The sequence below is a fragment of the Serratia sp. JKS296 genome, assembly GCF_900215445.1.
Classification (GTDB): Bacteria; Pseudomonadota; Gammaproteobacteria; order Enterobacterales; family Enterobacteriaceae; genus Serratia; species Serratia marcescens.
The window spans coordinates 1,533,681-1,559,497 of record NZ_OCMX01000001.1 but is presented as its reverse complement, the minus strand read 5'-3'; the positions used below and the strand labels follow the sequence as shown (position 1 = coordinate 1,559,497).

At 59.0% G+C, this 25,817-nt stretch carries 25 protein-coding genes; 5 read left to right on the top strand and 20 right to left on the bottom strand.

Going from position 1 to position 25,817, the window contains the following annotated elements; genetic code table 11:
* Window positions 1-36 precede the first annotated feature (36 nt).
* Window positions 37-945 carry a LysR family transcriptional regulator gene (locus CRO23_RS07380; protein WP_079450270.1) on the top strand — a complete coding sequence of 303 codons (909 nt, stop codon included), beginning with the start codon at window positions 37-39 and terminating at the stop codon, window positions 943-945.
* Between the two features lie 38 nt (window positions 946-983).
* Here the strand turns inward: CRO23_RS07380 and ttrA are convergent, their stop codons facing one another.
* Genes ttrA through ttrB form a run of 3 tightly spaced genes read right to left on the bottom strand, consistent with a single transcriptional unit; the run spans window position 984 to window position 5,807 of the window.
* Complete coding sequence (ttrA, locus tag CRO23_RS07375; RefSeq protein ID WP_079450271.1) at window positions 984-4,055, bottom strand: tetrathionate reductase subunit TtrA; 3,072 nt, start codon at window positions 4,053-4,055, stop codon at window positions 984-986.
* Window positions 4,048-5,073 (bottom strand): tetrathionate reductase subunit TtrC, encoded by a 1,026-nt coding sequence (ttrC, locus tag CRO23_RS07370; RefSeq protein WP_097101641.1) that lies wholly within the window; start codon window positions 5,071-5,073, stop codon window positions 4,048-4,050. The genes ttrA and ttrC overlap by 8 nt, the downstream gene beginning before the upstream one ends.
* Window positions 5,070-5,807, bottom strand: coding sequence for a tetrathionate reductase subunit TtrB (gene ttrB, locus CRO23_RS07365; protein WP_049300466.1), 738 nt, complete (start codon window positions 5,805-5,807; stop codon window positions 5,070-5,072). Before ttrB ends, ttrC begins: the two co-directional genes overlap by 4 nt.
* Before the next feature lie 229 nt (window positions 5,808-6,036).
* Here ttrB and ttrS point away from each other — a divergent pair, with 229 nt between their 5' ends.
* The 3 genes from ttrS (at window position 6,037) to CRO23_RS07350 (ending at window position 8,663) form a co-directional block, all read left to right on the top strand.
* A complete protein-coding gene (gene ttrS, locus CRO23_RS07360; protein WP_255253520.1) occupies window positions 6,037-7,755 on the top strand; it encodes a tetrathionate respiration histidine kinase TtrS in 1,719 nt (572 codons plus the stop codon).
* Window positions 7,730-8,329, top strand: coding sequence for a tetrathionate respiration response regulator TtrR (gene ttrR, locus CRO23_RS07355; RefSeq protein ID WP_097101637.1), 600 nt, complete (start codon window positions 7,730-7,732; stop codon window positions 8,327-8,329). The genes ttrS and ttrR overlap by 26 nt, the downstream gene beginning before the upstream one ends.
* Before the next feature lie 91 nt (window positions 8,330-8,420).
* Window positions 8,421-8,663, top strand: a complete 243-nt coding sequence (locus tag CRO23_RS07350) for a DinI family protein (RefSeq protein ID WP_004935803.1) — start codon at window positions 8,421-8,423, stop codon at window positions 8,661-8,663.
* Between the two features lie 153 nt (window positions 8,664-8,816).
* Here the strand turns inward: CRO23_RS07350 and CRO23_RS07345 are convergent, their stop codons facing one another.
* The 17 genes from CRO23_RS07345 to CRO23_RS07270 form a co-directional block, all read right to left on the bottom strand.
* Window positions 8,817-10,838, bottom strand: coding sequence for a phage tail fiber protein (locus tag CRO23_RS07345; RefSeq protein ID WP_097101635.1), 2,022 nt, complete (start codon window positions 10,836-10,838; stop codon window positions 8,817-8,819).
* Window positions 10,835-11,992: a tail fiber domain-containing protein gene (locus CRO23_RS07340; RefSeq protein ID WP_049300463.1), complete on the bottom strand. Its 1,158-nt coding sequence runs from the start codon at window positions 11,990-11,992 to the stop codon at window positions 10,835-10,837. Before CRO23_RS07340 ends, CRO23_RS07345 begins: the two co-directional genes overlap by 4 nt.
* Before the next feature lie 49 nt (window positions 11,993-12,041).
* Window positions 12,042-15,629, bottom strand: a complete 3,588-nt coding sequence (gene gpJ / locus CRO23_RS07335) for a TipJ family phage tail tip protein (protein WP_079452208.1) — start codon at window positions 15,627-15,629, stop codon at window positions 12,042-12,044.
* A 53-nt stretch (window positions 15,630-15,682) separates the two neighbouring features.
* A complete protein-coding gene (locus CRO23_RS07330) occupies window positions 15,683-16,309 on the bottom strand; it encodes a tail assembly protein (RefSeq protein ID WP_016926952.1) in 627 nt (208 codons plus the stop codon).
* Window positions 16,310-16,365: 56 nt separating this feature from the next.
* Window positions 16,366-16,725: a hypothetical protein gene (locus CRO23_RS24870; RefSeq protein ID WP_141398613.1), complete on the bottom strand. Its 360-nt coding sequence runs from the start codon at window positions 16,723-16,725 to the stop codon at window positions 16,366-16,368.
* 39 nt (window positions 16,726-16,764) lie between these two features.
* Window positions 16,765-17,469, bottom strand: coding sequence for a C40 family peptidase (locus CRO23_RS07325; RefSeq protein ID WP_097101633.1), 705 nt, complete (start codon window positions 17,467-17,469; stop codon window positions 16,765-16,767).
* 9 nt (window positions 17,470-17,478) lie between these two features.
* Window positions 17,479-18,231 (bottom strand): phage minor tail protein L, encoded by a 753-nt coding sequence (locus CRO23_RS07320; protein WP_176519317.1) that lies wholly within the window; start codon window positions 18,229-18,231, stop codon window positions 17,479-17,481.
* A 9-nt stretch (window positions 18,232-18,240) separates the two neighbouring features.
* On the bottom strand, window positions 18,241-18,579 hold the full coding sequence (locus CRO23_RS07315) for a phage tail protein (protein ID WP_048796968.1): 339 nt from the start codon (window positions 18,577-18,579) through the stop codon (window positions 18,241-18,243).
* On the bottom strand, window positions 18,579-20,912 hold the full coding sequence (locus tag CRO23_RS07310) for a phage tail tape measure protein (protein ID WP_097101631.1): 2,334 nt from the start codon (window positions 20,910-20,912) through the stop codon (window positions 18,579-18,581). Before CRO23_RS07310 ends, CRO23_RS07315 begins: the two co-directional genes overlap by 1 nt.
* The gene (locus CRO23_RS07305; protein ID WP_004935830.1) at window positions 20,905-21,126 is read right to left on the bottom strand and encodes a hypothetical protein; all 222 of its coding nucleotides are present in this window, start codon (window positions 21,124-21,126) and stop codon (window positions 20,905-20,907) included. Before CRO23_RS07305 ends, CRO23_RS07310 begins: the two co-directional genes overlap by 8 nt.
* Before the next feature lie 17 nt (window positions 21,127-21,143).
* On the bottom strand, window positions 21,144-21,509 hold the full coding sequence (locus CRO23_RS07300; protein ID WP_016926947.1) for a phage tail protein: 366 nt from the start codon (window positions 21,507-21,509) through the stop codon (window positions 21,144-21,146).
* Between the two features lie 116 nt (window positions 21,510-21,625).
* A complete protein-coding gene (locus CRO23_RS07295) occupies window positions 21,626-22,081 on the bottom strand; it encodes a major tail shaft subunit (protein ID WP_016926946.1) in 456 nt (151 codons plus the stop codon).
* A 41-nt stretch (window positions 22,082-22,122) separates the two neighbouring features.
* A complete protein-coding gene (locus CRO23_RS07290) occupies window positions 22,123-22,515 on the bottom strand; it encodes an HK97-gp10 family putative phage morphogenesis protein (protein WP_016926945.1) in 393 nt (130 codons plus the stop codon).
* On the bottom strand, window positions 22,512-22,901 hold the full coding sequence (locus CRO23_RS07285; RefSeq protein ID WP_016926944.1) for a hypothetical protein: 390 nt from the start codon (window positions 22,899-22,901) through the stop codon (window positions 22,512-22,514). The genes CRO23_RS07290 and CRO23_RS07285 overlap by 4 nt, the downstream gene beginning before the upstream one ends.
* 56 nt (window positions 22,902-22,957) lie before the next feature.
* Window positions 22,958-23,398 (bottom strand): lysozyme, encoded by a 441-nt coding sequence (locus CRO23_RS07280; protein ID WP_016926943.1) that lies wholly within the window; start codon window positions 23,396-23,398, stop codon window positions 22,958-22,960.
* Window positions 23,395-23,706, bottom strand: coding sequence for a phage holin family protein (locus tag CRO23_RS07275; protein WP_028127738.1), 312 nt, complete (start codon window positions 23,704-23,706; stop codon window positions 23,395-23,397). The genes CRO23_RS07280 and CRO23_RS07275 overlap by 4 nt, the downstream gene beginning before the upstream one ends.
* Window positions 23,707-24,503: 797 nt before the next feature.
* Window positions 24,504-24,866: an antiterminator Q family protein gene (locus CRO23_RS07270; RefSeq protein ID WP_016926941.1), complete on the bottom strand. Its 363-nt coding sequence runs from the start codon at window positions 24,864-24,866 to the stop codon at window positions 24,504-24,506.
* Window positions 24,867-25,107: 241 nt separating this feature from the next.
* On the opposite strand from CRO23_RS07270, the gene CRO23_RS07265 reads away from it, so the two are divergent.
* Entirely contained in the window at window positions 25,108-25,785 is a 678-nt protein-coding gene (locus tag CRO23_RS07265) for a S24 family peptidase (RefSeq protein ID WP_016926940.1), read from the top strand.
* Window positions 25,786-25,817: the final 32 nt, after the last annotated feature.

The window sequence follows — 25,817 nt, the reverse complement described above, 5'->3', positions numbered from 1 at the left end:
TTTTCAGGCGGAGACATAACCGGAGGGTTATAGCAAATGGCGAACTGGGCGCAGAAAATGAAACTTCACCATCTGCAAATGTTGGTGGCGTTGGGCGAGCAGGGAAATCTGACCCACGTTGCCCGGATGATGAACATCTCCCAACCCGCTCTGTCAAAATGGTTGTCACAGCTCGAAGATGAGATTGGGATCACGCTGTTTGAGCGGCATAGCAAAGGGCTGCGCCCCTCCGAGGGGGGGAAATTGCTGCTTCAGCATGCGCAGCGTTTGATCAATGATCTGGAGCGTTCGCAGTCTGAAATCGCCCGCTTTAAGCAAGGCGGGCTGGTGGGAAGCCTGAAAATCGGCTGTTCGCCGGTCGCCACCGACTGCGTTTCGCAGGCCATATTGAGCCTGCTGCAAGAAATGCCAACGCTGCATCTCAATATTGAGGAAAAGGTGATGACCCCGCTGCTGCACGATCTGCTCGCGGGCGTGGTGGACGTCGTCGTGGGCCGCGTTGGCGGGCGGGCGCTGCAACTGCCGCTCAACTATCAAGTGCTCTACACCGAACCGGTATGCTTTGTTGCCCGCCCTCACCATCCGCTGGCAAAATCCGCCTCCCTCACCTGGCACGATCTCACCCACTGGCGCTGGATTGTCTGGCCGACCGGCACGCCCATCCGCCTCAGCATTGATAATGCGCTGGCGGATAACGGCGTGATGCTGCCCGAAAACACGGTTGAATCGGCATCCATGAACGTCAGTACCAACCTGCTGCAAAGCAGCGATATGATCTCCATTCTTTCCCTACGGCTGGCGCAGCGTTATGCCAGCCAGGGGCAGTTGGCGATCCTGAATCTGCCGAAGATAGAGCAGAAAGGCAGCGTGGGCGTCTTCTGGCGCAACAGCGAACCGCCTTTTGCCGCGCTGAGTCGCTTTTTGCAGCTGCTGACGCAGGCTTAACACCCCCACCTGCAGCCACAGCAGATTTACGGCTGCGCCTACGCGGAAAGCTTGACGATGGTCGCAGGGATCCCCTGACGCACCGCCGCACCGGTCACCCAATCCAGCCAGGTATTCGGCACTTCGCGCGTCGGATCGGCAAAGCCCAAATCGTTGAGGTTGATGCCGGCGGCGATGCGCTCATCCATCGCCAGCGGTTCGCCGTCCAGGTAGTGCTGACTGGCCCCCATCTCCCGGTGGCCGTAGCCGTGTTCCACCGCGATCACGCCGGGCATCACGCCCGCCAGTAAACTGATCTGCGCCTCGCGGCTGCCGCCCGGCGTGCTGATGCGCACCCGGTCGCCGTGTTGAATGCCGAAACGCGCCCCGTCTGCCGGATTCAGCGCCACCAGGTTCACCGACTTCACGTCGTGCAGGCGCCGGATCACCGCGGTGGAGCTGCTCATCACGTTGGATTTGAAGGACATCAGGCGCAGTGGCCACTGCCGTTCAGGGTAGAGCGCTTCCACCGCGCGGCCGTCCGACAAACGCGCCGGATAGCAGGTGGGGCAGCCGCTGAAACGCTCGCCGGTGATCGCATGCCGGTGTTTCGCCACTTCCGCATTCCAGATCTGCAGCGGTTTCTCCCAGCGGTTGCCCACGCTGCCGTCGCGGCGGCCGCTGTCATGATCCGCGAATCGGCCGCCGCGGCTGTAAATAAACGCCACGCGGTCGATTTCATCGGCGCGCAGCGTCTGCGCAAGCTGCGGCAACAAGCGATCGACGCCGCTCAGCGTCAGTTCGTCCGCCCTCGCGGCCGGCACCGGCGCCTTGCCGGCAAACGCCACGTTGGCGGCGGCGCGCAGATAATAATCCTCGGCGCGGTTGAGCGGCAGCTGCCCGCCCTGACCGTCGCCGATAGCGCGATCGCCGAACCCCGGCAGCGCCAGGCGTTTAGCGACGGCGATGCAAAACGCCTCCATGGAAATCGGTTGCCCTTGCGCCGTTTTCGCGGTCGCCGGCGTCACTATCGGCCAGCGCGCGGTAGTGGCCTTGCTGGCGACGCCGCCCCAGGGGGCGCTGAACCCCCAGCTCTCAAAATTATGGGTGTCCGGGACGATATAGTCGGCCAGCGCCGTCGTTTCGTTGATAAACGCATCGATGGCGATAAACAGCGGCAAACGCGCCGGATCTTTCAATCGTTCCTCCGCCACGCCGCGCAACCCGGCGATACCGTACAAGGGGTTGGTCATGTTCGAGATCCAGGCTTTCAGCCCGTACGGATACCCCGCCAACGCCGATGTCAGCAGTTCGGTCAGTTGCCCGGCGACGAACGGATACCAGGGCGCCCTGGCCGGCCAGGGGGAAACGCCCGCCGCCACTTTTTCGCGGTATTCGTCGGAGGTTTCATAGGCGGCCTTGCTGCGCGCGATATTCAGCCCCTTCGGTTTTACCAGACCGGGAAACTCGACCAGGTTATAGCGCGGCCCCTCGGCGAAGCCATTGAATTTACCGCCGCCAACAAACACGCCCCCCGCCAGGCTCAGGTTGCCGATCAGCACGTTAAGCATCATCACCGACCAGGTATTGTAAAACCCGTTCGCCGCCATCATCCCGCCATGGGCGATCACCGCCGCCTTGCGCCCGTGGGCGGTAAAAGCCTCGGCCAGTGCCGCGATGCGTGCCACCGGCACGCCGCATTGCCGGCTGTACGCCTCCGGCGACAGCTTATCGGCGGCCTCTTTCAAACACTGGAAGCCGCTTTTCACCCCCACCTGCGCGCCATCGTGCAGCGTCACCGTACGGCTTACCCACAGCTCTGCGCTGTCGCACGTCTCGGCCGCCACCAGCTCACCCGCGCCGTTGACCACCAGCGGCGACGCCGACCCGGCGCCGTTCAGATCGGCCAACGTCAAATGCTGCCCCGCGCGCGGATGCTCGCTCTCGGCGATCACCAGATGCGTGGCGTTGGTCCAGCTCTTCTCGCCGGCGCGTTGCATGGCGGCCTCCGACGGGATGGCGAGATAAGCGGCCTGATAACGCCGGTTGTCGAGGATCCAACGGATCATCGCCATCGCCAGCGCCGAGTCGGTACCCGGCAATATCGGGATCCAATGGCCATGATCGTCCGCCAACGTGGTGGTCAGCGGCAGCGCCGGCGCCACCACCGCATAACGGAACTCGCTGCGCAATCTGGCGCTGGCCAGTTGCCGAGCCTGGCGCTTGAACGGGTTGCCGGACTGCGCCGGCGAAGTCCCCATAAACAGTGCGAATTCGACCTGTTCCCAGTCGGGTTTCACATGCGGGTTCTTGTCCAGATCGTTCATCAACGCGCCGGAACCGGCACGGTAGGCCAGCCCGCAGTAAGCGCCGTGCGCGCCGAAGTTTTTGCTGCCGAAACTGTTCTGGGCAAAGCGCCGCAGGAAGCTATCGCGCCCGTCGTCACCGGCGTTGGTCACCAATAGCTGGTTGGCTTTCGGCCCCAGCCCCGGCCGTCGGGCATCGATCGGCGTCTCCAGATCGCGGATCGCCCGCAGGCCGTCCACATGCCCCTCGCCGAACAGATCGCCGCCTTCCACCACGTCGGCGATCAACTGCTCAAAGCTGATGCGTTGCCACTTGCCCTCGCCGCGTTTGCCGACGCGCTTCATCGGCTCCAGCACGCGCAGCGGGCTGTAAAGCCCCTCCAGCAACGTGGCGCCGCGCGCGCAGGCGGTGGAGCGGGCGTCGAGGCCGCTTTCGCCGCCCAGCTGCGCCAACGCGTCCTGCAGCGGCAACGCAGAGTCGACGTGCCGTTCCTGAGACAGCGGATGATACGGGTTGCCGGCAATGCGCAATACCCGGTCGGTCTGCCTGTCCACCCGTACCCGCACGCCGCATTGCGTCCAGCAACCGAAACATTGGGTCATCGAGATGGCCTGCTGCGGATTGCCTTGCCACTCCGGCATTGCCCGTCCTTCGGGCGGCAGGGAGTTGCCGTTGATACGATCCAGAGTCACCCGCCCTGAAGTGCCGTGAATCAAGCCGTCAATCGCCCGTTTGGCGACTTCGCGATAGCTCAGGCCGAAAGCGGACAATCCGCCGAAGGCCAGGCCCACTTTCAACCACTGACGCCGGGTGAATTTAGCCATGTTGTTTTCTCCGCAGTAAAAACGCCTGTGCTTCACGCACCATGATCATTAACGCCAGCCACAACCCGAAGGTGCCGACGATCGCCAGCAAACCGTCGGTGCCGAGCGGCAGGCTATAAGGGGAGTTAGACGCGTTGTATTTCGGAATGGTTTGTACCTCGATCAACAGCGTCCAGCGCATCAGCCAGCTCAGCCCCAGTGCGCCGGCCACCAGCAGCGGCGCGCCGCCGCGCGGCAAGCGCCGATAGCCGGTCCAGGCGGCGCAGGCCAGCGTCAGCCCCCACAGCGCAATCCATCCCGCGGCGTACCGGCGCGCCATCGCCTGCGTCTGCAGCCAGTGGCGTACCGCCGCGCCGGATAACGTATCGCCGCATCCCCACAGCAGGATCGCCCCGCCAAGCAGCAGCAACGTCAGCAACATCGCACGCGCCAGCGGCGCTTGCAGATCGGGCCGTTCGCGCAATGTCAGCAGCAGCAAAGCCAAGAGCGCCTGCAGCGCGCTGAGGAACATCACGATCGGAAATCCGTAGCTGAACCAGATTGGGCGGGCGCGCACGATGGAAACCTCTCGCCCGGTGTACAACAGCAGGCCAATAGCCACCAGCGCGCAGGCGGTCGCGATCCCACGCAGCAGCGCAACCGGTCTGCCCGTCAGCCGCGTAAATTCAATCGCGATAAACCACAGGCCGATCAGCAGGGTAAACAGCGGCAAGAACAGCGCGCCCCACGGCATCCACGACCAGGGCGTCGGGTAGGCGTAGAAATGCCAAAAGCGGGCGGTTTGATGCAGGTCGGCGGTCAACGCCAGCGGCGCGGTGATGGCGCACGTCAGCCCGATAAACAGCGCCGCGCGCTCCAGGCGTGCGGCGTTGTCCCCTCCGCGCCAGCGCCACACGCAGGCCAGCAGCGCGGCGCAGGCAGCGATGCCGATAAAGAAGAAATATTGCACGGCCCACGGCAGCCAGCTCACCGCCTGCGGCTGGCTCAGCACTTCTGCGATCATCAGTTGGCGGCTCATCGTCCCTCCCCCCATAAGGCGACCTGCGCCCGCCCCGGCAGCGGCGTGACAAAGGCGTCATCCAGCCCCAGATAAAACACGTGGGGCGCGGTTTGGTTCTCCGGCTTGAGGACCTTGATCTCGGCCTCGTGGCGCCGCAGCAGCTTGCTCAGCGTGCTGTGCGGATCGCGCATATCGCCGATGATCCGCGCCCCACCCACGCACGACTCCACGCACGCCGGCAGCAATCCCGCTTCCAGCCGGTGCGCGCAGAAGGTGCATTTGTCCGCCGTTTGGGTGGCGTGATTGATAAAACGGGCATCGTACGGGCAGGCCTGCACGCAATAGGCGCAACCCACGCAGCGTTTGTTGTCGACCACCACGATCCCGTCCTCGCGCTGGAAGGTGGCCTGTACCGGGCATACCGGCACGCAGGGCGGGTTGTCGCAGTGGTTGCACAGCCTGGGCAGCAGCACGTTGGTCGCGACGGATTCGCCTTCGAGGCTGACCTGGTACTGGTTTACCGTGGTGCGGAACTCACCGTGCGGCGTCTGGTTTTCAATGGCGCAGCTCACGGTACAAGCCTGGCACCCTACGCAGCGCCGCAGATCGATCAGCATCGCGTAACGGCGGCTCGCATCCCCCTCGCGCCGCGTCGGCGCTAACGTCAGCCCGGCCTCCGCCACGGGGATCAGCGAAGCCCCCGCCGTCAACACGCCCAGCCGCTGTAAAAACTGCCGTTTACCGAAATCCATGCGCCTCTCCCACGCCCTGGGCATCACCCCGATCACGCTATTGATGCCCGTTAGATGAATAAACAATGTCGATGATTTACAGTGTAAAAATGACATTGGGCTCAGCTCTATTGTGGTTAACCACATACCGAACCTAACGTTGATCTAAAACAAGTGACGGCAGGCAGATTGCCCATCAGGAGGGGCTGTGAGGGTCGTGTTATTACTGCTGTTCAGTCTCGGCTGGGGTATGGCGGCACAGGCGGGAGAGTGGTCGGTCGGCGTGCTGGCGATGCGCGGCGATGCGGCGACCGCGCGTGACTGGCAGCCGCTGATCGACAGTCTCAACGGCAGCGTCGGCGGTGAACGCTTCCGCCTGCAGCCGCTCGATCTGGCGCAGATGCGCGAAGCGGTCAATCGGGGCAGCGTGCAGTTCGTGGTCACTAATCCGGCGCAGTTCGTGCAGTTGAACAACCACTATCATCTGCGCTGGCTGGCGTCGTTGCGCGCCGCCAACGGCGATCGGGCAACGGGTAACATCATCGGCAGCGTGATTTTGGTGCGGCGCGACAGCGGCATTACGACGCCGCAGGCGCTGATGGGCAAAACGGTGGGCGCCATCGATCCGCAGGCCTTCGGCGGCTATCTGACCGGTTATAAGGCGCTCAGCGACGCCGGCATACGGCCCGAGCGCGATTTTCACCTGCGCTTTACCGGTTTCCCTGCCGATGCCCTGCTCTATCTGCTGCGCGAGCGCGCCATTCAGGCCGCCATCGTTCCCGTCTGTCTGCTGGAGAAAATGGATCGGGAAGGCCTGATCAACCCGGCGGATTTTCGCCCGCTGTTGCAACGGCCCACATCGGTTCCCTGCGTCACCAGCACGCCGCTTTACCCCAACTGGTCGTTCGCCGCCCTGCCCGGTCTGGATAACTCACTGGTGGATGCGGTGGCAAGAGCCTTGCTGACCGCCCCACCGCAATCTCCCTTCCTGTGGGGCGCCCCGGCCTCGACCAGCGAGGTGGAAGCCTTGCTGCGCGCCGTCAACCAACACCCGGAACAGCGGCGGCTGTGGCTGGATATCAAGAGCTGGCTGATCCAGCATCAGACGGCCGTCGGCCTGTCGCTGGCGGTGCTGGCGCTGTTAATCGTCAACCATATCTGGATCGCGCTGCTGGTACGCCGGCGCGGGCGGCAGTTGCATCATGCCGGAGAGCAACTGCGGCGACAGGAGCAGGCGCTGGAGAATGCCAGACAGCTGAACGTATTGGGGGAAATGGCCTCCGGCTTCGCACACGAGCTCAATCAACCGCTGGCGGCTATTCGCCACTATGCGCAGGGGTGCCTGATCCAACTGCGCAAAACGGACGCCGGGCACCCGCTGCTGACGCCGCTGGAAAATATCGACCGGCAGGCGCAGCGCGGCGGCGAGACGATTCATAACCTGCGCCAGTGGGTCCAGTCCCCCAGCGAGAAGGGAGACAGAGCGAGCTGGCGCCCCATCGCGGTGAGCGAAACCGCCGAGCGGGTGTGGACACTGTTGCGCCTGACGCAGCGCTATCCCGACCTGACGTTGTTCAACAATGTGGCACCTTCGCTGACGCTAATCCTGCCGCCGGCGCTGCTGGAACAGCTGCTGGCGAACCTGCTGCTGAATGCGGCGCAGGTCGGGGCCAACGCCGTCTGGCTTTCCGCCGTCCAGAGCGAACGGGCGATCGAGTTGCATCTGCAGGACAACGCGGGTGGGATGAGTGCGGCCGGGCTGGAACAGGCTTTTCGCCCCTTCAACACCACCAAAGCCGGCGGCATGGGGCTGGGGTTGGCCATTTGCCGGCGCCTGGCCCGCTATGGCGGCGGCGAGATCCTGCTGGCTAACCGCCTCGCCCCCGACAGCCGCAAGGGGCTGTGCGTAACCCTGCATTTCATATTGAACGATGAGGAAAACCATGTCGCTAATTCATCTGGTGGATGATGACGTCGCCGTCACCGACGCCTGCCATTTTTTGCTGACCAGCCTCGGCCACGACGTGCAATGCTGGAATGACAGCGCCGGCTTTTTGGCGCAGGCCGATCTGTTTCAGACCGGGATCGTCTTGCTGGACATGCGGATGCCGATACTCGATGGGCATCAGGCCTACGCTGAGCTGCGCCGCCGTGGCAGCACGCTGGCGGTGGTGTTCCTGTCCGGCCATGGCGACGTGCCGATGGCGGTGGAGCAGATGAAGTACGGCGCGGTGGATTTCCTGCAAAAACCGATCGCCGCTGAACCGCTGATCGCCGCCCTCGAACGGGCGCAGCAAGTCTCGGCCAAAGCCTGGCGACGCCATGAAACTTTCGGCCGTTACCGCACGCTCACGCCGAAAGAACGCGACATCGCGCAGTTGGTGGTGCGAGGCATGATGAACAGAGAAATGGCGGAACGGTTGAATATCGCCCTGCGCACCGTAGAGGTTCACCGGGCAAAAGTGATGGAGAAAATGCAGGCCGCCAGCCTGGCGGAATTGGTGATTCAGCTGCAGGTTTTAGCGCACGCCGCGCAAGAATGATCGCATCAGGCAAAATTCCGCGCGCCCTCTTGCCAACCGGTCTTCCTCAGGCCAGAATACTGTACATTAAATCAGTGTTTACAGGTGAGTCATGTTTGTAGAATTGGTGTACGACAAACGCAACGTCGCTGGGCTGCCCAACGCCGCCGAGATTATTCGCAACGAGCTGGAAAAACGCGTGCATGCGCTGTTTCCGGAAGCTGACGTGCGCGTAAAACCGATGCAGGCCAACGGCCTGAACTCCGACGCCAGCAAAAGCGATCGTGAGAAGCTGAACCGAATGTTGGAAGAGATGTTCGAAGAAGCGGATCAGTGGCTGGTCACTGATATTTGACGGGCAGCAACGCTATTGACTCCCACTCAGCGGGAACCTTGCCGGGCAGAACGGGCAGCGTGTTTGCCCGAGCCTCTCGGTGATAATGCCGGCGCCGATGCAATAGGCGGCCAATAACCTACTGCACCGGCATTTACCTGGCATCCACTTTATTTATGAAACCGCGTTGGTTTCCGATGACACGTCATCGTTTGATACCAGCGCGTCCGGCGGCAACACCTCCACCTCTTCACGCGCCGGCATGGCGAGGCGCAGATCGATCCAGCGCCCTTCAGGAATATCCATCGCTTCGCCGGCCACGACCGTCGCGGTATCGATGTCAAAACGGCGTTTGCTGATTTTCACCGTAATAACGCCGTCGCTGTCGGTGGCGGTTTCTACAAAGCACAGGCGGTTGCCGTTCACGTCCTGCGGTACTTCGATGGTCCAGCCCTCCTTTGCCAACCCCAGCGAACCACTCAACTGATAAACGCCGGTGGAGATTCGCTCTGCGCTCACCCCTGTCGCCTCACCGTTAACGGCGACACAGCCGGCCAGCGCAAAGCCGCCGTCCAGATAGTCAGCCTGCATATGCTCGGGCACCGCGGACAATCTCGCGATCGGCGAGGCTTTCTTGATAAAACCGTTGCCGTCAACCGTGGTGTTGGCTTCCGACCACATCCAAACCCAGGGGGTAAACGCGGTGCCATTCCAGCTGCGCACGGCAATTTTTCCCGTCTGTGCAGCACTCACGCCATAGCCGTAACAGGTTTGCACCGTTCGATAGCTGTCGTCGGTTCCCGCCTGCGTCACCGCCCATGAGCGCGTATCGAGGAAATATGTGCCAACGTCTTTGAAGGGGTTGCCAATGGGATCCGTGCTCACATAACCGCGCCGGCTTTGCATTTGCGCATTGAAGTTGCCTTTACTCGCCGCCGTCACGCCTTTACTCAACCCCCAGTCCTTCAGGTTTGGAATGTCTGCGACAGTGGGTTGATCGGACGAGCTGAATAACCGCGACCACGTGATGGTCGAAGGCAATGCGGTAGAGGAACTCCCCACCCAGGCCTGCCGCGAAACCGATGTGGCAAAATACGCACACGACGGTCCGCCATCCACCGGCAGCGTTAATAGCCCCCCAGACACATTGCCCGGCCGATTGGCCGTCGCCACCGTGTAGCGCTGAATGGAAGATTTATTATCCTTCGCGAATGCATCCTCAGTATGAACCGGCCCGATCCCAAAACCGGCGATAGCAGATTGGGCGACCGTGGCATATTCGGGCAACGCCTGGGATTGCGAGAACGAAACGCCCGTACGCATATCAACTTTCATCACCCCGACCGGTTCCACCGATTGTTTTACCGCCTTATGCTCCCAGCGCAGGCCGGCAGCGTTCGCGTAGGTGATTTGCTCAACCGTATACCAGCAGTTGAGTGAAAATGCATTAATTTTCAAATAGATATCATAATCATCTCGGCTAGATTCAATAACCTGAATATCCAAGATCGCCGTTCCGGTATCGTTAATAAAGGTGCCACCGATACGGTTGACCTTGTTGGTCGAATCGCTGGCGCTCTGATTGCCCGTTCTCAACATCAGACGTGACATGCCCGCGTTATAAGTAAAACCGTTAAAACCATTTGAACCATAAAAATTGAGGGCGACGCCTACGCCATTTTGCCCCGCATTTTTAAACTGCCCCAGCAGGAACCAGGCAGAGGTACTGGTATTGTTCTCCGGCAGCTTAAAGCGCACATTATCAAAGGCGGTCACCACCTGAGCGGCGCTCTTCGCCGCATTTTGCTCGCTCACTTTTGCCGCAGCAGCAGAGGAAGAAGCCTTGTCGGCGGACGCTGCCGCTTCAGCACGCAGACGATCGACGGTCTGCACAATCTCCGGCGTGATATCGCTTTCCCCTGGCCGACGCAGGAAATCATTGAGCGTGCCGGGCAGCGAATCGTTATAAACCTCGATAGCCCCCACTCGCTCCGGCTGCGCGCCATACACCGAGATGATGACCTCGTAAGCGCCCGGCTCCACGGGTAGGGAATATTTACCGCTATCATCCGTCACTGATTGTGATTTAGCCAAGCTCAGGACCGTTGACGAGGTTCTGACTGCGCGCAGGGTAATGGTTACGCCGGAGCGAGGATCGCCGTAAGGGCCTTTTAATACGCCGCTGATTAATGTCATTGTACTTTCTCCATAAGTTCTTTGATTAATTCATCCTGGCGATCGATTCTATCCAGAGCCTGATTCAATGCGGCCAGGGCCACATATCCCAGCGTTGAATAATCGACGGATTTTACTTTTTCGATATTTCTACCATCTTTTAATGTGATAGATCCGCCATCACTGATTAATAACGGCATCGTCTTTTCAATTTCCTGAGCAATTCCACCTATCTGTGGCTTGCCATCACGATTGAAAGAATAAAGCTTCAAGCCTCGAACAAGGGAAATAGGATCATTAATAACTTCAATGTCAGTTTTTATTCGAAGATCGGACCCGGTCACCCAACTTCCTGTCATGTTATTAATGTTCCCGCTAGCCAACCAGCGAGCCTCATGCCAATTCCCGACATAGTCCTGATATGAAATATACCCATAGTCTTCAATGCCAATCTCGCGACGTAACGCCATGACCATCGCGGTTTTCAAACCGTTTTGCTTCAGCGTTGATAAAAAAGTCCCTCCTGTTACTTGCCCAGCCATGGCGGTCGATGTGCGATGACAGATGACTGAGGGAGATTCATTATTTCCCCCATCAGCAATGAGTCCTTTAGGAGAAAAAATTGTATCATCAAATGTCGTTGACTTACGGAAGCGTGAATATCCCCCAACGTCAAGGTTTGCCGTTTGCCCTGTCACCAAAGAACCCTGTAAAGACAGTGAACCTTTAATTTCCTGGGCAGCGCTAATCGTCTTGTCTAACTTATTATTGAGTGAAGCTGAAATATTATTCCAGGCCGGGCCGCTATAGGTGCTGCCATCCGGCAACTTAACGGTAATATTTCCGGTATTGCTGAAGACCTGCTGCCAGTTCTCTTTATCGAGGTTCAGCCCACGCAGGGCTTTGGCCGTCTCAGCGGCCAGTTGGGCGGTGATGACGTTCATCGCGTCGCGCGGAACGGCATACCATGCTGCGCCCGCCTGCGTTGGGCCATCATAGGCTTTAATCAGCGTGGCCTGCGTGGCGTTATCAACGGTTTTCACCGGCAGCGTATAGGTGACGCCGCCGACCACGCTCACGATGAAATCACCGGATTTTAATTCGGTATTAAAGGCCGTTCCGGTACCTTTTACTATTATGGAATTACTCGTTAGGGTGAGAGTGCCTGCTGGCATAAGTATCCTCCTGAATTAGCCTGATAAAACCTCGTTACGGAGGTGATGATTACTCCAGCGCAAAGGCCGTATATTGTGGCGTGGCAAAAATGTTCACAATGAAGGTCGTTGAATGTCCTTGTCCTTGATCGAGTTCTCCTGAAGCAAGCTGCCAAAAGGCAGTCGAAGATTTCCCAATTAATGCATCGACATAAACGATGGATACCGAAGGTTGCCCGCTACCTGAACTGGAACTAACGGGAACCTCTGGCATATAGCCTCCACCGGTTGCATTTTGCCTAACCCCGCCATAACCGTGAGGATAGCCGCGTCCGCTTCTTCTAATTTGAATCTGTCCAAAAACACGAACGGGAATAACATTATTACCGCCAAAACGTAATAACCGACTCTCATTAGTATGATAACCCGTCCAGCTTAACATCGAGCCATCCATGATCGCGCCCTCGATATTTGCGGCGGAAAGTTTTCCCTCAATGGAACAGTTTTCAAGAATTCGACAATTGCCAATCACACCATTTTTAAACTCACCGGTGTCGGCATATATTGCTCCACGGGCGCTAATGTTATTGAATTGTGCCCCACCATCTTTATTTATCGCCCAGCCACGCTGCCCACTTATCCAATTAGAAGACTGGATATGCTGTGCGATCTTTGCGCTATCGATAGTGCCATTGCGAATAAACGCGTCGCTAATAAACACCTGCCCATCCACCACGGCAAACGGCGAATACTGATTGCTGTTGTTGCCGCTCATCAGCACGAACTGATTGGCGTTAAAGCCGACGCGAGTCGTGACAGGCCTGCCGTTTTCCGCCAATACCGCGATCGACATGCCGGCGTTATAGAAGGTGCCGTTCACCCGCACGCCCGCTTTCAGCGTATGGATGGCCGTGGCGCCGTCGGCGTCTACCGTCGCCGTCAGTTTGTCTTCCAGCACCGCCGCCACGTCGTCAATCTGCGCCTGCACTTGGGTTTTCATCTCGGCCAGCCCGCGATCGACCTCCGCGATGGTGGTTTTCACCACCATGATGTCGGCACGCACTTCACCATACTGCGCCCACTGGTGATCCACCGTCGCATTGTTTGCCAGCGCATTCTGCAAGATGGCGTCGATGTTGGTGTCGATATCGCCCACCAGCCGCTCGCCGTCTTTCGCGGTCAGAAGATCGTCGCCGATGTTCTCGAGATAATCGCCGGCGTCCGCGTTCGCCTGCCCGGCGCTCCAGCCAGTCCAGTCGCCCTGATTGCCCGTGCGGTCTTGCAGCCGCGCGCGGAACCAGAAGCCCTGTCCCGCCTTCAGCCCGGCCATAGCGTGGGTGTGCAGCGGATACGGGATATCAGCCAGCAGCATCGCGTTATTTCCGGCCGCGTTGTCCGCATACTGAATTTCGGTCTTGAGCGTATCTTCAGCGCCGGTAGGGAACGCCCAGTCGAGCTGGATGCCCCACAGCAAAGGCGATGCCTTGAAGCCGACCGGCATCGGCGGTTTACCCTCTTTGCCCTTGAGGTAGGTTTCCATCGACGTCGCCCAGATAGACGATACGTCACTGGCGTTGATGGCCCGCACCCGCACCCGATAACGACCGGCGTAAATCCCCGGCACTTCAAAGCCGAGCGCCGAGGTGCGCGGCACCGACACCCAGTTGCCGTTATCTTTGCGCCATTCCGCCTCATAGGCGATGGCATTTTCAACCGCACCCCAGGCGGCGCGCAGGGTGGTAATGGCGATACCCTGACTCACCGAGGAGTAGCTGTCGATGGTGATGTTTTTCGGCGGCGCCTGCACGCCGGGCGGAATGATGGAGATCGGACGATCGTCGATACGCGCGCCGGTATCGATGCGGGCGTACTTGTTCGGATCGTGTTCCGCGGCGTTGACGGTATAGGTGTTATCGCCGTTGTCGGCGATGCCCACCACGCGGTAAAGCTGCACCGCCAGATCGTCCGCATCGATGGACCAAGCCGCTTCCGGCGCCGGCGTCTCGCTGTAGGCGGTGGTGACGGTCACTACGCGATCATTCACCGCCTGCACGGTGCGCGCCTGCGCTTTACCTGAAGGCAGGTTAACGATCAGGCGATCGCCGGCTTTAGCGCCCGGCCTCCTGTCCAACGTCAGTTTACGTCCGTCCACGCCGCTGAGGCGCCCGCCAATCACTCGTCCGGCCAGCATCTGGTCCGCCACGCCGACGATATGCCCCGGCATGGGGATCATACCGTCCAGCCCCACGGAGAAGCTGACCGTACGATCCTTGCTGTTGGTCAACAGCGCCCAGCGGCCGCGGCGGTTCGCTTCGCTCGGCGTGGTGCAGCCGATGGCCGTCAGTTCGGTCTGGTTCACGTCGTAGCGGCGCACCAGATCGCTGTCGAATACCGCCTCTATCGCATCGGCGTAATGGTTGCCCGGATCGGACCAACTGACCATCGCGGTGCTGTAGCGGGTGCGCTCGCTGGCGGACGAGTAGGTAAACTTGCCGTCGATCACGTTGGCGCGGGTGTAGGTGAAGTCCATATCACGCGGCATGTCCGCCAGGGCGACCATTTGGTTTTGCCCCCAATAGGTCATGCCGCGGAAGATGCCGGCCAAATCGCTCAGCACCGTCCAGGCCTCTTCCCGCGACTGCAGATAAACGTTGCAGGTGAAGCGCGGCTCCATACCCTCGCCGCCGCGCCCGTCCGGCACCGGCTGATCGCAATACTGCGCGATGCGGTACAGTTCGGACTCGGAGACCTGGGAGGCGTCGATGCGATCGCCCAGGCCGAAACGCTCGGCCAAAATAATGTCGTAAAACACCCACGCCGGGTTGTCGCTGTAGGCCCACTTAAAGCCGCCGCTCCAGATGCCGGTATAGCTGCGCGTTTGCGGATCGTAGTTGTCCGGCACGCGGATCAGGCGGCCGCGCGGTTTGCAGCTGATCTTCGGGATGTTGGGGAACTGCTTTGAGTCGAACTCCACGTAAAGCAGCGCAGTGTTCGGATAGCGCAGCTTGGCGTCGATGATTTCGGTCAGCGCCTCGATGTTCATGCGGTCGGCGATCCGGGCGCTGTTGGCGTTAGGCGTCAACCGGCGCACGCGCAGCTGCCATCCCGTGGTGGCCTTCGGCAAATTGATGCGATGCGAGCGTTCATACAGCGAGGTGGTTTTATCGTCGATCGCCGCCGTTAACACCTCCTGGTAACTGCCGCCGTCGGTCGCCACGTCGATGGCGTACTCGATGCGATAGCCGTTGACGTCGCCGTTGTCCGCCTGCTTTTGCAGCATGGGCCACCCCAGGCGCAGGCGGACGGCGGAAAGTTGCAGGTTAGAGACAGAGCGCACCCACGGCGCGCCGCTTTTCAGTTCGCTGCCGACCGAGATCTCATTTTCAACGGCGGGAATGCCCTGGATATATTCCTGCGCCTGCGAGCCAGGGCGGAACTCCCAGCGGAAACCGGGAAAGTTTTCCGTTCCGTCGCTGCTCAGCACCGGCGTACCGTCAACAAAAATGTTTGTGCCATCCAGCCCGCCGGCAAATTCTCCTTCGCCCAATGCGAACAACATCTTCGCTCTGGCGATCGACTGAATGCTGTCCGGCGATTCTACCGGCGTGTGGCCGCCACCGCCGCCGCCTTTTCGCCCACGGATCATGTTCTGTGCCATATTTCGCCCATAAAAAAAGCCGCTATTGCGGCTGTCTGTTCAAACGGATGTCGTTATTGCTGGTCTTCGGTATAAATGCCTGCGGAGATAATCGCCCCGCCAATTTCACGCGTGCCGTACAGCACGCCGACGGGATTGCCCTGCGCCGTGGTGTTGACCGGCCCGCCAAAGGCATAGCTCGGTTTATTTTCCGGGCCTTGCCGCATGCGCAGCCCGCCCATTTGCGGGGAAAGCATTTGGACGACGCCGCCGAGGGCAAGGGAAGCACCGGCCATCGCCGCCATGCCAGTTCCCCCACCCGCCGTAAATGCCCCCAGAGCCCCCGTCCCTGCGCCCGCAGAAACATACATAGCCACGGCAACCAGCGCCACGCCCAACACGGTCTGGAATAAGCCTGCGCGCTTGCTGCCAATCACGACGGGAACAAGGTGAATATCTTCCGACCCTTTGGTGAACTCCAGCTCATCCTGTCCGACATTGCGTTTACCGACGAAAATAGAAAATGTCAGGCCGCGTTTGTGCGCCTCCAGCATGTAGCGTTCGAAACCAGGTAACAAGTTCTTCATTGCATCAATGGCTTTGGGTACCGTCGTAGCCCGATATTTGAACTCTCTCCCAAAAGCGTTGATCAACGGCCCGTGAAATCTTACCGTTCTGAGTGGAACTTCAATTAACGACATGTATTTTTCCTCATAAAAAAACCCACCAAAGGTGGGTCTAATTGGAAATTTAATTTTTACAAGCATGATTTAATGTCAGAAATAACCTCACCATTTCTATTGGTCAGTTTACCCCAATTACTATTTGCGGCCTCACCTCTATATATTACTTGCTGTTGAGACCCTTTATCTAAAATGTCGATATAACCATTACCATTAATCAAAACCAGTGCAATCCCACTCTCTCGTGTGGGCTTACTTACTGTTTCAATTCGCAATCCATTGAAGGTACGCTTGTCCGATTTTTCTGCAATGCAGACAGCCAAACTATTGGCATCTTTTTGAGACGTAAACTCAGCAGTAACCTTTTTTGTTAGTTCTGGATTTGCGCAACCTGTCAGCATCAGCAACGTGATGGGTAATAGGAGTTTTTTCATCAGTAATCCCTCTGTTATTTTTTTCATCTTAACAGAGAATTACATCATTTTTCTATGCCGCAACACCTTCATCGTTCGCTCCTTCCAATAACCACCATAAGGCACCCGCTGGCTAAGCATGCCGTACATATGGTGCAGCAACAGGCCATCTGCCAGCAGAATGCCGGCGTGGTTGGCCACCGGCGCCGAAACCTGCATGATCGCCATGTCGCCTGGGCGCGGCGGGCCATCGAACTCGCGAAAGCCGCAGGCATGCCAGTTATCCAGATAGCGGTTTTCACCCCGCTCCCACCACGGGTAATCAACGCGGTAATCCTGGAGCGTTATGCCGTGTTCCTGGCGGAAATAGCTCATGACCAGCCCCCAACAGTCGGTATGCCCCAGCACGAACTGGCGACCCACCAGCGGCAGTTCGCCGCGCGGCAAAATGGTGCGCAAATCCCCCTCCGGCCAGCTGGCTATCGCCCAGGGCAACTCCATCGCGTCGCACTGCGCCTTGTCCAGCTCACTCGGCTGCGTGGTGGCGTCCGGGTGGCTGTGCACAATGAGGGTGATGGTGCCCCATTCGGCGGCGGCCACGTAGTCTTCCGGCGCCAGATGAAACTGCTCGGTGGGGTTATCCGCCAGGTTGCGACACGGGAAATAGCGCTCCACGCGGGATTTTTGCGCCACCACGCCGCAGCATTCGCGCGGGTACTCGGCCTTGGCGTGCGCCATAATGGCCGCCGCGGTTTTTTCTTTCATACTCGCCCCCTACTGCCGGATTAACGCCGCGCCCGGGAAGCCGCCAAACGGCAGCGGTTCGTGCTCGCCAAAGCGTTTCTGGCAGTCGCTAAGCAGCCCGCCGCAGCGATCTTGACTCGGGTCCTCCACCGGGTTGCCTTTGTCGTCAAAGTAACGGCTACCGGCGTAATCGCAGCCCTTGCCGGTGCGATAGTCGCCGCGCGAGCACCAGGTGCACAGGCTGTGGATTTGCCGGGTCGGAATGCGCAACCCCCGCAGATCCGCCGGGCTGGAGAGTTCGAACTCCACCGCCTCGTCGCTTTCCGTCGCCTTGCGATCGATGTAGAACACCTGCAGCTTTTCCTGCAGCGGATCGGCCGAAGAGTTTCCCTGCGGGAAATTGCGGGCGTCAAGGTAGTGCACCAGCGTGTCGTGGATCCGCACCTTGGCCTGCGCCATGTCCTCAAACTGCAGGCAGAGCGCGCTGATCAGGCCGTTGATATTGGCGACCGACAGCTTGGGCGCGTTGCCCTGGCTGTCGGCGGAGATCTCCAGCCCTTCGACGCTAAACGGCCACGGGCCGTACTCCAGCCCCTGCCACCAGACCGATTTCGCCGGCAGTTTGCTTTCATCACCGCCCGCAGCGGCCAGCTCTTGCGGCGTAAACGGCAGGGTATCGCAATGAAAGCGCAGAATATCGGCGCCAAACCGGGTGCCGTCCACCTCAATCAGGCGGATGCGGTTGCCCGGCTCCAGCTTTTGCAAATCTGAATTCAGCATCATCTCCCCCGGTTAAACGTGAAAGGCCTCGGTAAACGTGGCCGTCAATGAATAGTTATCCCCGCCCATCGCGACCGGTTTATAGCCCTCGCAGCGGAACAGGCCGGGAACCTGCGTCGGTGGCGTCCATTGAAAGGACTTCACCCCGTGATGGTTTTCCAGAAAGACGATGATCGGCGTGATGTAGTCATACTTGCCGACAAAGGTCAGATCCCAGGAGCGCACGATCGGGTTGATGCCGTCGCCGGAGACCTGCGCATAGCCGTCGCCGAACTGCGCCTTTCTGACGCGAAAGCGCGTATCGCCGGCGGCATTGACGCGCGCCGGAAATTCAAATGTCTGAATGCCCATTACATCCCCTTGATTGCTTTCCAAATCGGCTGGCCCGGCATCAGGTTACGGTTGATCACCTTCTGGCTTTCCTGCGCGGCGATATTGCCCATCCGTTTACCGAACTCTCCCCATCCCGGATCGGCCTGCGAACTGACGTTGCCGCCGTTCTCGATAGTGATGTAGACATTCGGCGTCGCCGCAGACTGCGGGCCGCCGCCGATAGCCCGCACGCCGAGCGAACCGTCCGCGCCGCGTTTGAGCGGCATGATGGCCTCCGGCCCGGCTTCGCCCATCAAGCCGGCGCCTCTGGCGAACGCGAACAACGTGGGATTGCTGACGATCTGGCCGCTGAATGCGCTCAGCGAAGGCGAGGCATATACACCGCCCTTGGCGTTGGGGACATAGCCTTGCCAACCGGTCGGCATGCCCATCGCGCCTGAACCGGCCGCGCCCGCGCCGGCGCTTGCAGCCCCGCCCAGCAAACCGCCGCCGATGTTCATAAAGGTAGAGAGAAAGGTTCTGGTTAACAGCGCCTGCATCGCCAGATCGATCAGTTGCTGAATGATGGACTGCGTCATGGAGGTCATCAAACCGAGCATGCTTTGCTTAAAGTTTTGCGTCCCGGTCAGCAGATCGAACATCATGCCGGAGGTCCGTTCCCGCGTCATGTCCACCAGCCCCAGCGCCATCTTGTGCACGCGGCTCTGCCCGCCGAACAGACTCAGCGCCTGCTGATACTGAGCGTCCGACGATTCTTGCGTCGACGCCTGCATCAGCTGTTCATAGCGCTGTTTATCCAGCAAGCCTTGCTGGTAGTAGGCCTGGTATTGCGCCTGCTGCTGCACCAATTGGTTGTTAAGCCGAGCGACAGGATCCACCTCACCGGCAATGTTCATACGCGGCGCGGCGAGCGCGTCGGTTTCGGCCTTCAGCCGCTGGCGCGTCATTTCTTGCTGCTGCATCCGGCTGGCGGTGTGGTACTCGCGCTCGGTCAACAGCCGCCCGTCATACAACGCCTTCAGCTCCTTGCCAACCTCTTGCTCTTTACGCACCGCCGCCTGCCCTGGCGCGTATTGTTCAGCGAGCTGTTGCCGCTGCCGCTGGTACTTCTCGGCGTTCAGCGCCATCGCACGCTGCACATCGGCCTGCCCGGCACCGGCCGCCTTGGCCGCTGACGCCAGTTTGGCCTGTGCGCTTTGTTCATCCTGGGTGATTTTGTCGAGGCTGCTCAGATGCGCCTGCTCGATTTCCTGACGCAGCTGTTGGTACTGATCAAGAGCCTGCTGTCGCTCACGACCACGATTATCTGTACTTACCATATCCAATGGATAATCGGGGGGTGGGGGGCCCATCAATTGTGCTGGCGCAGTAACGGGCAAAATATTGCCGGCTGGCTGATTAAATTGACGAGCAGCCCCTGTCAAAACAAGAAGGTTAGCTTGGTCAATATTTTGCATACTAGTGCGAGTATTTTGAATCCCGATGTCAATTGACTCGAGAGCCGCTTCTGCACGCACCCGCGTAGCTTGCATCTGCTTTTCAACACCAAATATGTCGCCCAGCCAACCAGGGTTACTCTGGATTCGTTCTATTCTCTCGTTTGCGTAATTCAACAAATTCTGCTGCTTATCTCGCTCACTAAGCTGTTCTTCGAGCTGCTCACTGAGATCTAATTTTCTCAGGGCAAGTTGCTTACTAGACAGTTTGATAAGCTCTGACGTAGTTAGAATCGCAGCATCTTTCAGACTTACCGCAGCCTCTTTGGCTTGCATTGTTTGCTCATAAAAGTATGCCATCCCCAATCCCGCCTGGATGGCGACACCGATCGGGCCGCCAAGCGCCCACAGCGCGACGTTGGCGACGCGAGACGCCGCGCCGACGCCCGATGTCGCCTGAGCCGCCCCGCGCGCCGCCGCCGCCTGATCGCGCCAGGCCGCCGCGCTGTCATTCAGGCCACCGGCCAGTTTCAGCATCTCCTCCGCCCGGCTGCCACCTTCGCCGGAAGCGCTGCTCGCCTGGCGGGCCGCGTCGTCCAACTGTTTCATCTGCGCCGTCGCGGCGACGGTGATGGACGCGAGTTCGGTGAGCGCCTGCCCATACTGGCGCGAGGTGGCGGCGAGGCTCTGCAGCGACAGCTCAATGCCGGCCAGCCCCGCCAGTTTCCCCGCCAGGCCGCCAAGCGTGCCACCGATGCGTTGATACGACTCGTCGGTCTTCTTCGCGTCCTGCTGAGCCTGGCGGTTAAATTTGGCGGATTGTTCCCCGGCGGTACGGTAAGCCGCCGTCAGTTTGTTTTTAAAGTTGGTGTCATTCAGTTGCAACCCGACGACCAACTGTGCGGTATCAGCCATTTCCCAGCACTCGCATAACGTCAGCACACTGCATATCAATACTGCTTTGCGCGGGCTGACCGGATTGATGAACGGGGGCACTCTCCGCCGCATCGGCCGTCATGCCTTGCAGTTTGAAGTATGCCCGCCAGTGATTCAGGATGTGCGCCGGCATCGCGGCGATCTTGCGAGGATCCGACTCACCCCAGCGATCGGCCAGTTGGAACACCAACATCAGCCAGGGCGAGTCAGTCAGTTTTTTTCCGCTTCCTCCAGGCTACCGACCGCATGCCGCTTGACGGCGCCGATGGCTTCAACCAGCGTCGGGTTGTCGTGCGCCGCCAGCAGATCGTCTACGCTCGGCAAGGCGCCGGCCGGGATGCGTTTGCCGTCCGGCGTCATCAGGCAAGACAGCAGCAGCTGCACGTTGAGCTGCGCGGCTTTGTTCATGTCACCGCTGTCGATAGCGGCCTTCATGCCGTCTTCGTTTTCCTGCAGTTCCGCGGCTTTCAGGCGGCGAATAAAGGCTTTGGCGCCAAAGATCTGCGTTTCAATCACGTGATCGTCGGATTTCAGCAGCGCCGCTTTCAGCGCTTTCAGATCGTATTTCTCACTCATCGGTTTTTCCTTGTTCAATTCGGTTTACTCTGTAATAAGCAGGTTGCCGCAGGCCACATGGCCCGCGGCGGAAGCGTTCGCCTTCAGGCGTTAACCCGCGGCAAACCGCCAATGGATCACACTTTCGGGGTGACCGAGCCCCAGGTGTTACTGTTTTGCTTGCCCTGGACGGTAATCTGAATGACTTCGCTCGCCGGGGCGGTGATCTCATTCATTTTCCAGCCGGACAGCGACAGGATGGAGGTGGAGGTGCGGCCATTTGGCAGCTCGACGTAGAACTGCACCGTTTCGCGCTTGTCCGCCGCATTCAGCAGCGCCGCGAAATCGGCGTTGGACGGATCGTCGATGAAACCGATGGACTTCTCCGCGCCTTCCGGCAGGTCGGAAATAAACTGCTTGGCGGTATCCAGCAGCGTGGTGCAATCGACAAAACCGCCGGTTTGCCCCATTTCACCTACCGCTTTACAGTTGGTCAGCGCCTTCATGGCCGTCGGTGCAGCCCCAACGGTGCCCCATTTGACGATAGTGCCGGCAGGCAGCATGGCGTATTCTGGCGAGGTTTTATCAGCCATAGTTTTTCTCTCTCTTTTTTGATGAAGGATGGTAGCGGTCGCTACCGGTTTTCGATGCCATAGCGGACGTTAGCCGCCAGGATGCGTAACACTTGGTGCTTATGGTGATCCAGCGCAGGGCGAATAAACGGGGCGGCGGCTTGCGTTGCCGTGCCGTACTCCTGCGCCAGAGCTCTGTGGTAATGCTGTTTACTGGGGCCGACACGCAACGTCACCGCGTTCCATCCGGTAACGGCCGGGCGTATCGCGATGCCGGCGCTCAGCGAGGGTTCGCTGTTTGACGCCCCCCGCTCGGCACACTGCCGCATCGTGCTAAGTAGCGGCGCCAGCGCGGCGTGGCCGGCCTCCGGCAGAATGTGACTGGCGACCTCGCGCCGAATCGCTTCCAAGCGGCGAGTCAATTCCGCCATGCCGGTAACGTTTATGGCGATCACGCCGCCACCTCGGAATGGGTGATGAGGTAATCACGGGCCATCCGATACTGGACGCGGTTATCCGCCAGGGGCGTGGCGCTCTGCAAAAGGGTGCTGCGCGTGACCGCTTGTACCGGCCATTCGCCGATATGACCATGTCGAACCCCTTCCCAGGCGTTCAAAACCGCTTTATCCAGAGCGATCAGCCGGGAGTAATCGTCGATTACGTACAACACGACCTGAAAACGGCTCTGCACCAGCGAGCTGTCAACCAGACCGGTGTTCACTTTCAGATCGCTGATCTTCTGATAGGTCACGCCTTCTTGCTGCGGATCCGGCAAGATCAGCGGATGAACCGCCAGATGGGTTAGCGCGGCCAGCGAGCGTTGGATTTCATCTTCAATCATTTGGGCAAGGTCTCCGTCGTTTTGAGGGGGAATCGTTTTACAGACGCATTCAGGCATCAGGTAAGGAACAGCGCGCGTTCCGCCGCGCGCCGGGCAACCAGCCCATCGAGCCGCACACCGCCCGCATTCACCCATCGGCCGAACTGGTCGGCCGCCCCCTGCCGATCGCCGGCGTTCAGCCGGCGCAGCAGCGTCGAGTTCTCCAGCGCGCGCAGGCCCAGGTTATAGGCGAAGCTCACCAGAGCATCGAACTGCCCCTGCGTGATCGTCACCGCCACCAGCCGTTCGACGCCCCGTTCGAATTGGGCGACACCGCACACCAGCAAACGCTCGGCCGTTGCGACATCGATCGCCATGCCGGCCCCAACTTTTCGTCCCGCTACCGGTTGAGTCCACCCGTAGCCGATGGTCCAAACGCCGACCGAGTCCTGATAAGCCTGCAAACGCAGGCCTTCGAAACGCTTAATCAGCGCCATGCCATCATCACTTATCTTCATTGGTTTCCTCCTGACGCTTTATTGAGAAATCGGCGTTCCAATGCCTTGATCAGCGATGCTCCCGACCACCCCGCCATGCCGCATACGCCGCCCATCACCTCCGAAGGCCAGTCGTAATGCAGCGCAATCATCACCATGGTCAAACCGGCGAAAATAGAGACGAACAACTGCAAAAACAGCGTCCTCCAGCTAAAGGTTTCGCCGTTCAAAACCTTGAAGGAATAGCTGGCGATCGCCCCCAGCAGCGTCATGCCGAAAGCAAGCAGCATTGAAAGGATGTTTGGTTCATTTTTCCAAGGCATAATCATCACCCTCCCCTTACCGGGGCATAGCCCGATCGTCGGGAGTCATGGAAAAGAGCGGCTAAATGCGGCGCCCCTCTCCGTCATTCCTGTTCCATTTAAATAAGCGGCCATTTACGCTGTCGAAAATGGCTTATCCGTTCTGCTCAACCTGAGAAGAGAAATAAGGATTGCGCCGTTTTATAAATGAGAAGGATTAGCCTTCCGCCGTGATCATTCAACGACAGTCATTATTCAGTGAGTGATTGACCGTTTTGACAAGGAGGCTAAAAATGAAAAACCCCGCCGGAGCGAGGCTTAGTTATCGTGCGGCGGCGCCGGCAACGACTCAGTTTTATCAGATTACGCGTTTATTTGCGTACGCGTGAGTCTTTTATTATAAAAAACAAAACCCCGCCGGAGCGAGGTTTGGCTATCGTGCGGCGGCGCCGGCAACGACTCAGTTTTATCAGATTACGCGTTTATTTGCGTACGCGTGAGTCTTTTATTATAAAAAAAACAAAACCCCGCTGGAGCGAGGTTTAGTTATCGTGCGGCGGCGCCGGCAACGACTCAGTTTTATCAGGTTACGCGCTTATTTGCGTACGCGTGAGTCTTTTATTATAAAAAAACAAAACCCCGCCGGAGCGAGGTTTGGCTATCGTGCGGCGGCGCCGGCAACGACTCAGTTTTATCAGATTACGCGTTTATTTGCGTACGCGTGAGTCTTTTTTTAAATTATTGCAACGCGCATACGCCATTATTATTCCTGATGTCACAGTGAAACGAGAAATAAACCCTCATCAACTTCAACGGCAGCAGTTTCAGCGATCCATAGTCAACTTTATATCCAACATCGCCAGGCATCCCCCGATGAACCCTTCCGCCGTTTGCATCTCTTTACGTATTGTACCGTCTGAACATTTCCTTTTCAGGGCGATCTTACGCAGAGATATGCCATAAACATGGTGGGCAATGATGAGATCGAACTCTTCGGGTTTGTATTTCTTCAATCTGCCCACGCAACCGTCGATCACCAGGCCATCATCATCGCAACAGGAACGCTCGCCTTTCGATTTATAGGACAACAGTCCTCTGAACCCGGCAGCAATGGGGGAATAATCGATGCCGCTATTATCCCTGGCCCATACGCCCCACCGCTCCAACACTTCATTCATATCTCTCATGCTTCTACCTCCTTTGGGCGTTTGCCACATCGCCAGGGCTCCATGTCGTTGACCGACGTCGGTCGAGCCGCCCTTCTGCTCGGCGTGCGCCAACACGCAACAACCGCTCCGCCCGGCGTGCTCGCCGAGGGCATTACACCGAATACTGTATAAATAACCAGTATCAAGTATACCCAGAGGTATCTTTTTTTCAATAGCGAAAATCCATTTACCTGCAGGTAAATTTAGGTACGATGGCCTCATGAAAAACGAGCAAAAAATGCACCTCCAGGAGATGCGGCGAGAGCGCCTGATCATCCTGATCGATAACCTCGGCGTCGGGGGGCAAAAGCGCCTTGCGGAGGCGCTCGGTATTGCCGCTGACTATGTCTCTCGCCTGCTCTACCCGCCGGGCAAGAAAGGCAAAAAGGGCATCAGTGGCGACATGGCGCGAAGGATTGAACAGTACTTCGCCGTGCAAATCGGCTGGCTGGATGGCCTGGAGCAAATCGGGCTACGCCCCGTCAGGCAGAAGACTTCGCAGGCCTTGGGTAAAACGCTGCCGCTGCTGACGTGGACATTGCCGTTGTCTCATGAACAGCTGCGCAAAGGAACGACCGTCCACTACCCGGCGATGGTGCAATGCAGCGCTCAGGCCTACTGGTTGCCGGTGCGGGATAACACGATGAACGGCTCTGCCGGCGCCAATTACCCAAAGGGCGCCTTGATACTTGTCGAACCCGTTACTGCCGGCATAACCGAGCTCGTGTCCGGCGATAAGGTGATAGCGAAACGCTGTGACAGCGCGGAGCTCATCTTTAGAAGGTATGTCGAGGAAGCCGGGCATCGATGGCTTAAGGGAAGCATGCCGGGTTGCCCGGCGCAGAATGCCGATGAGTACGCGATTATCGGGGTGGTGCTTGGCGCCTGGCTGCCCTAGTCCCTGCGCGCCGCGTTGAGAACCGCGTAAAG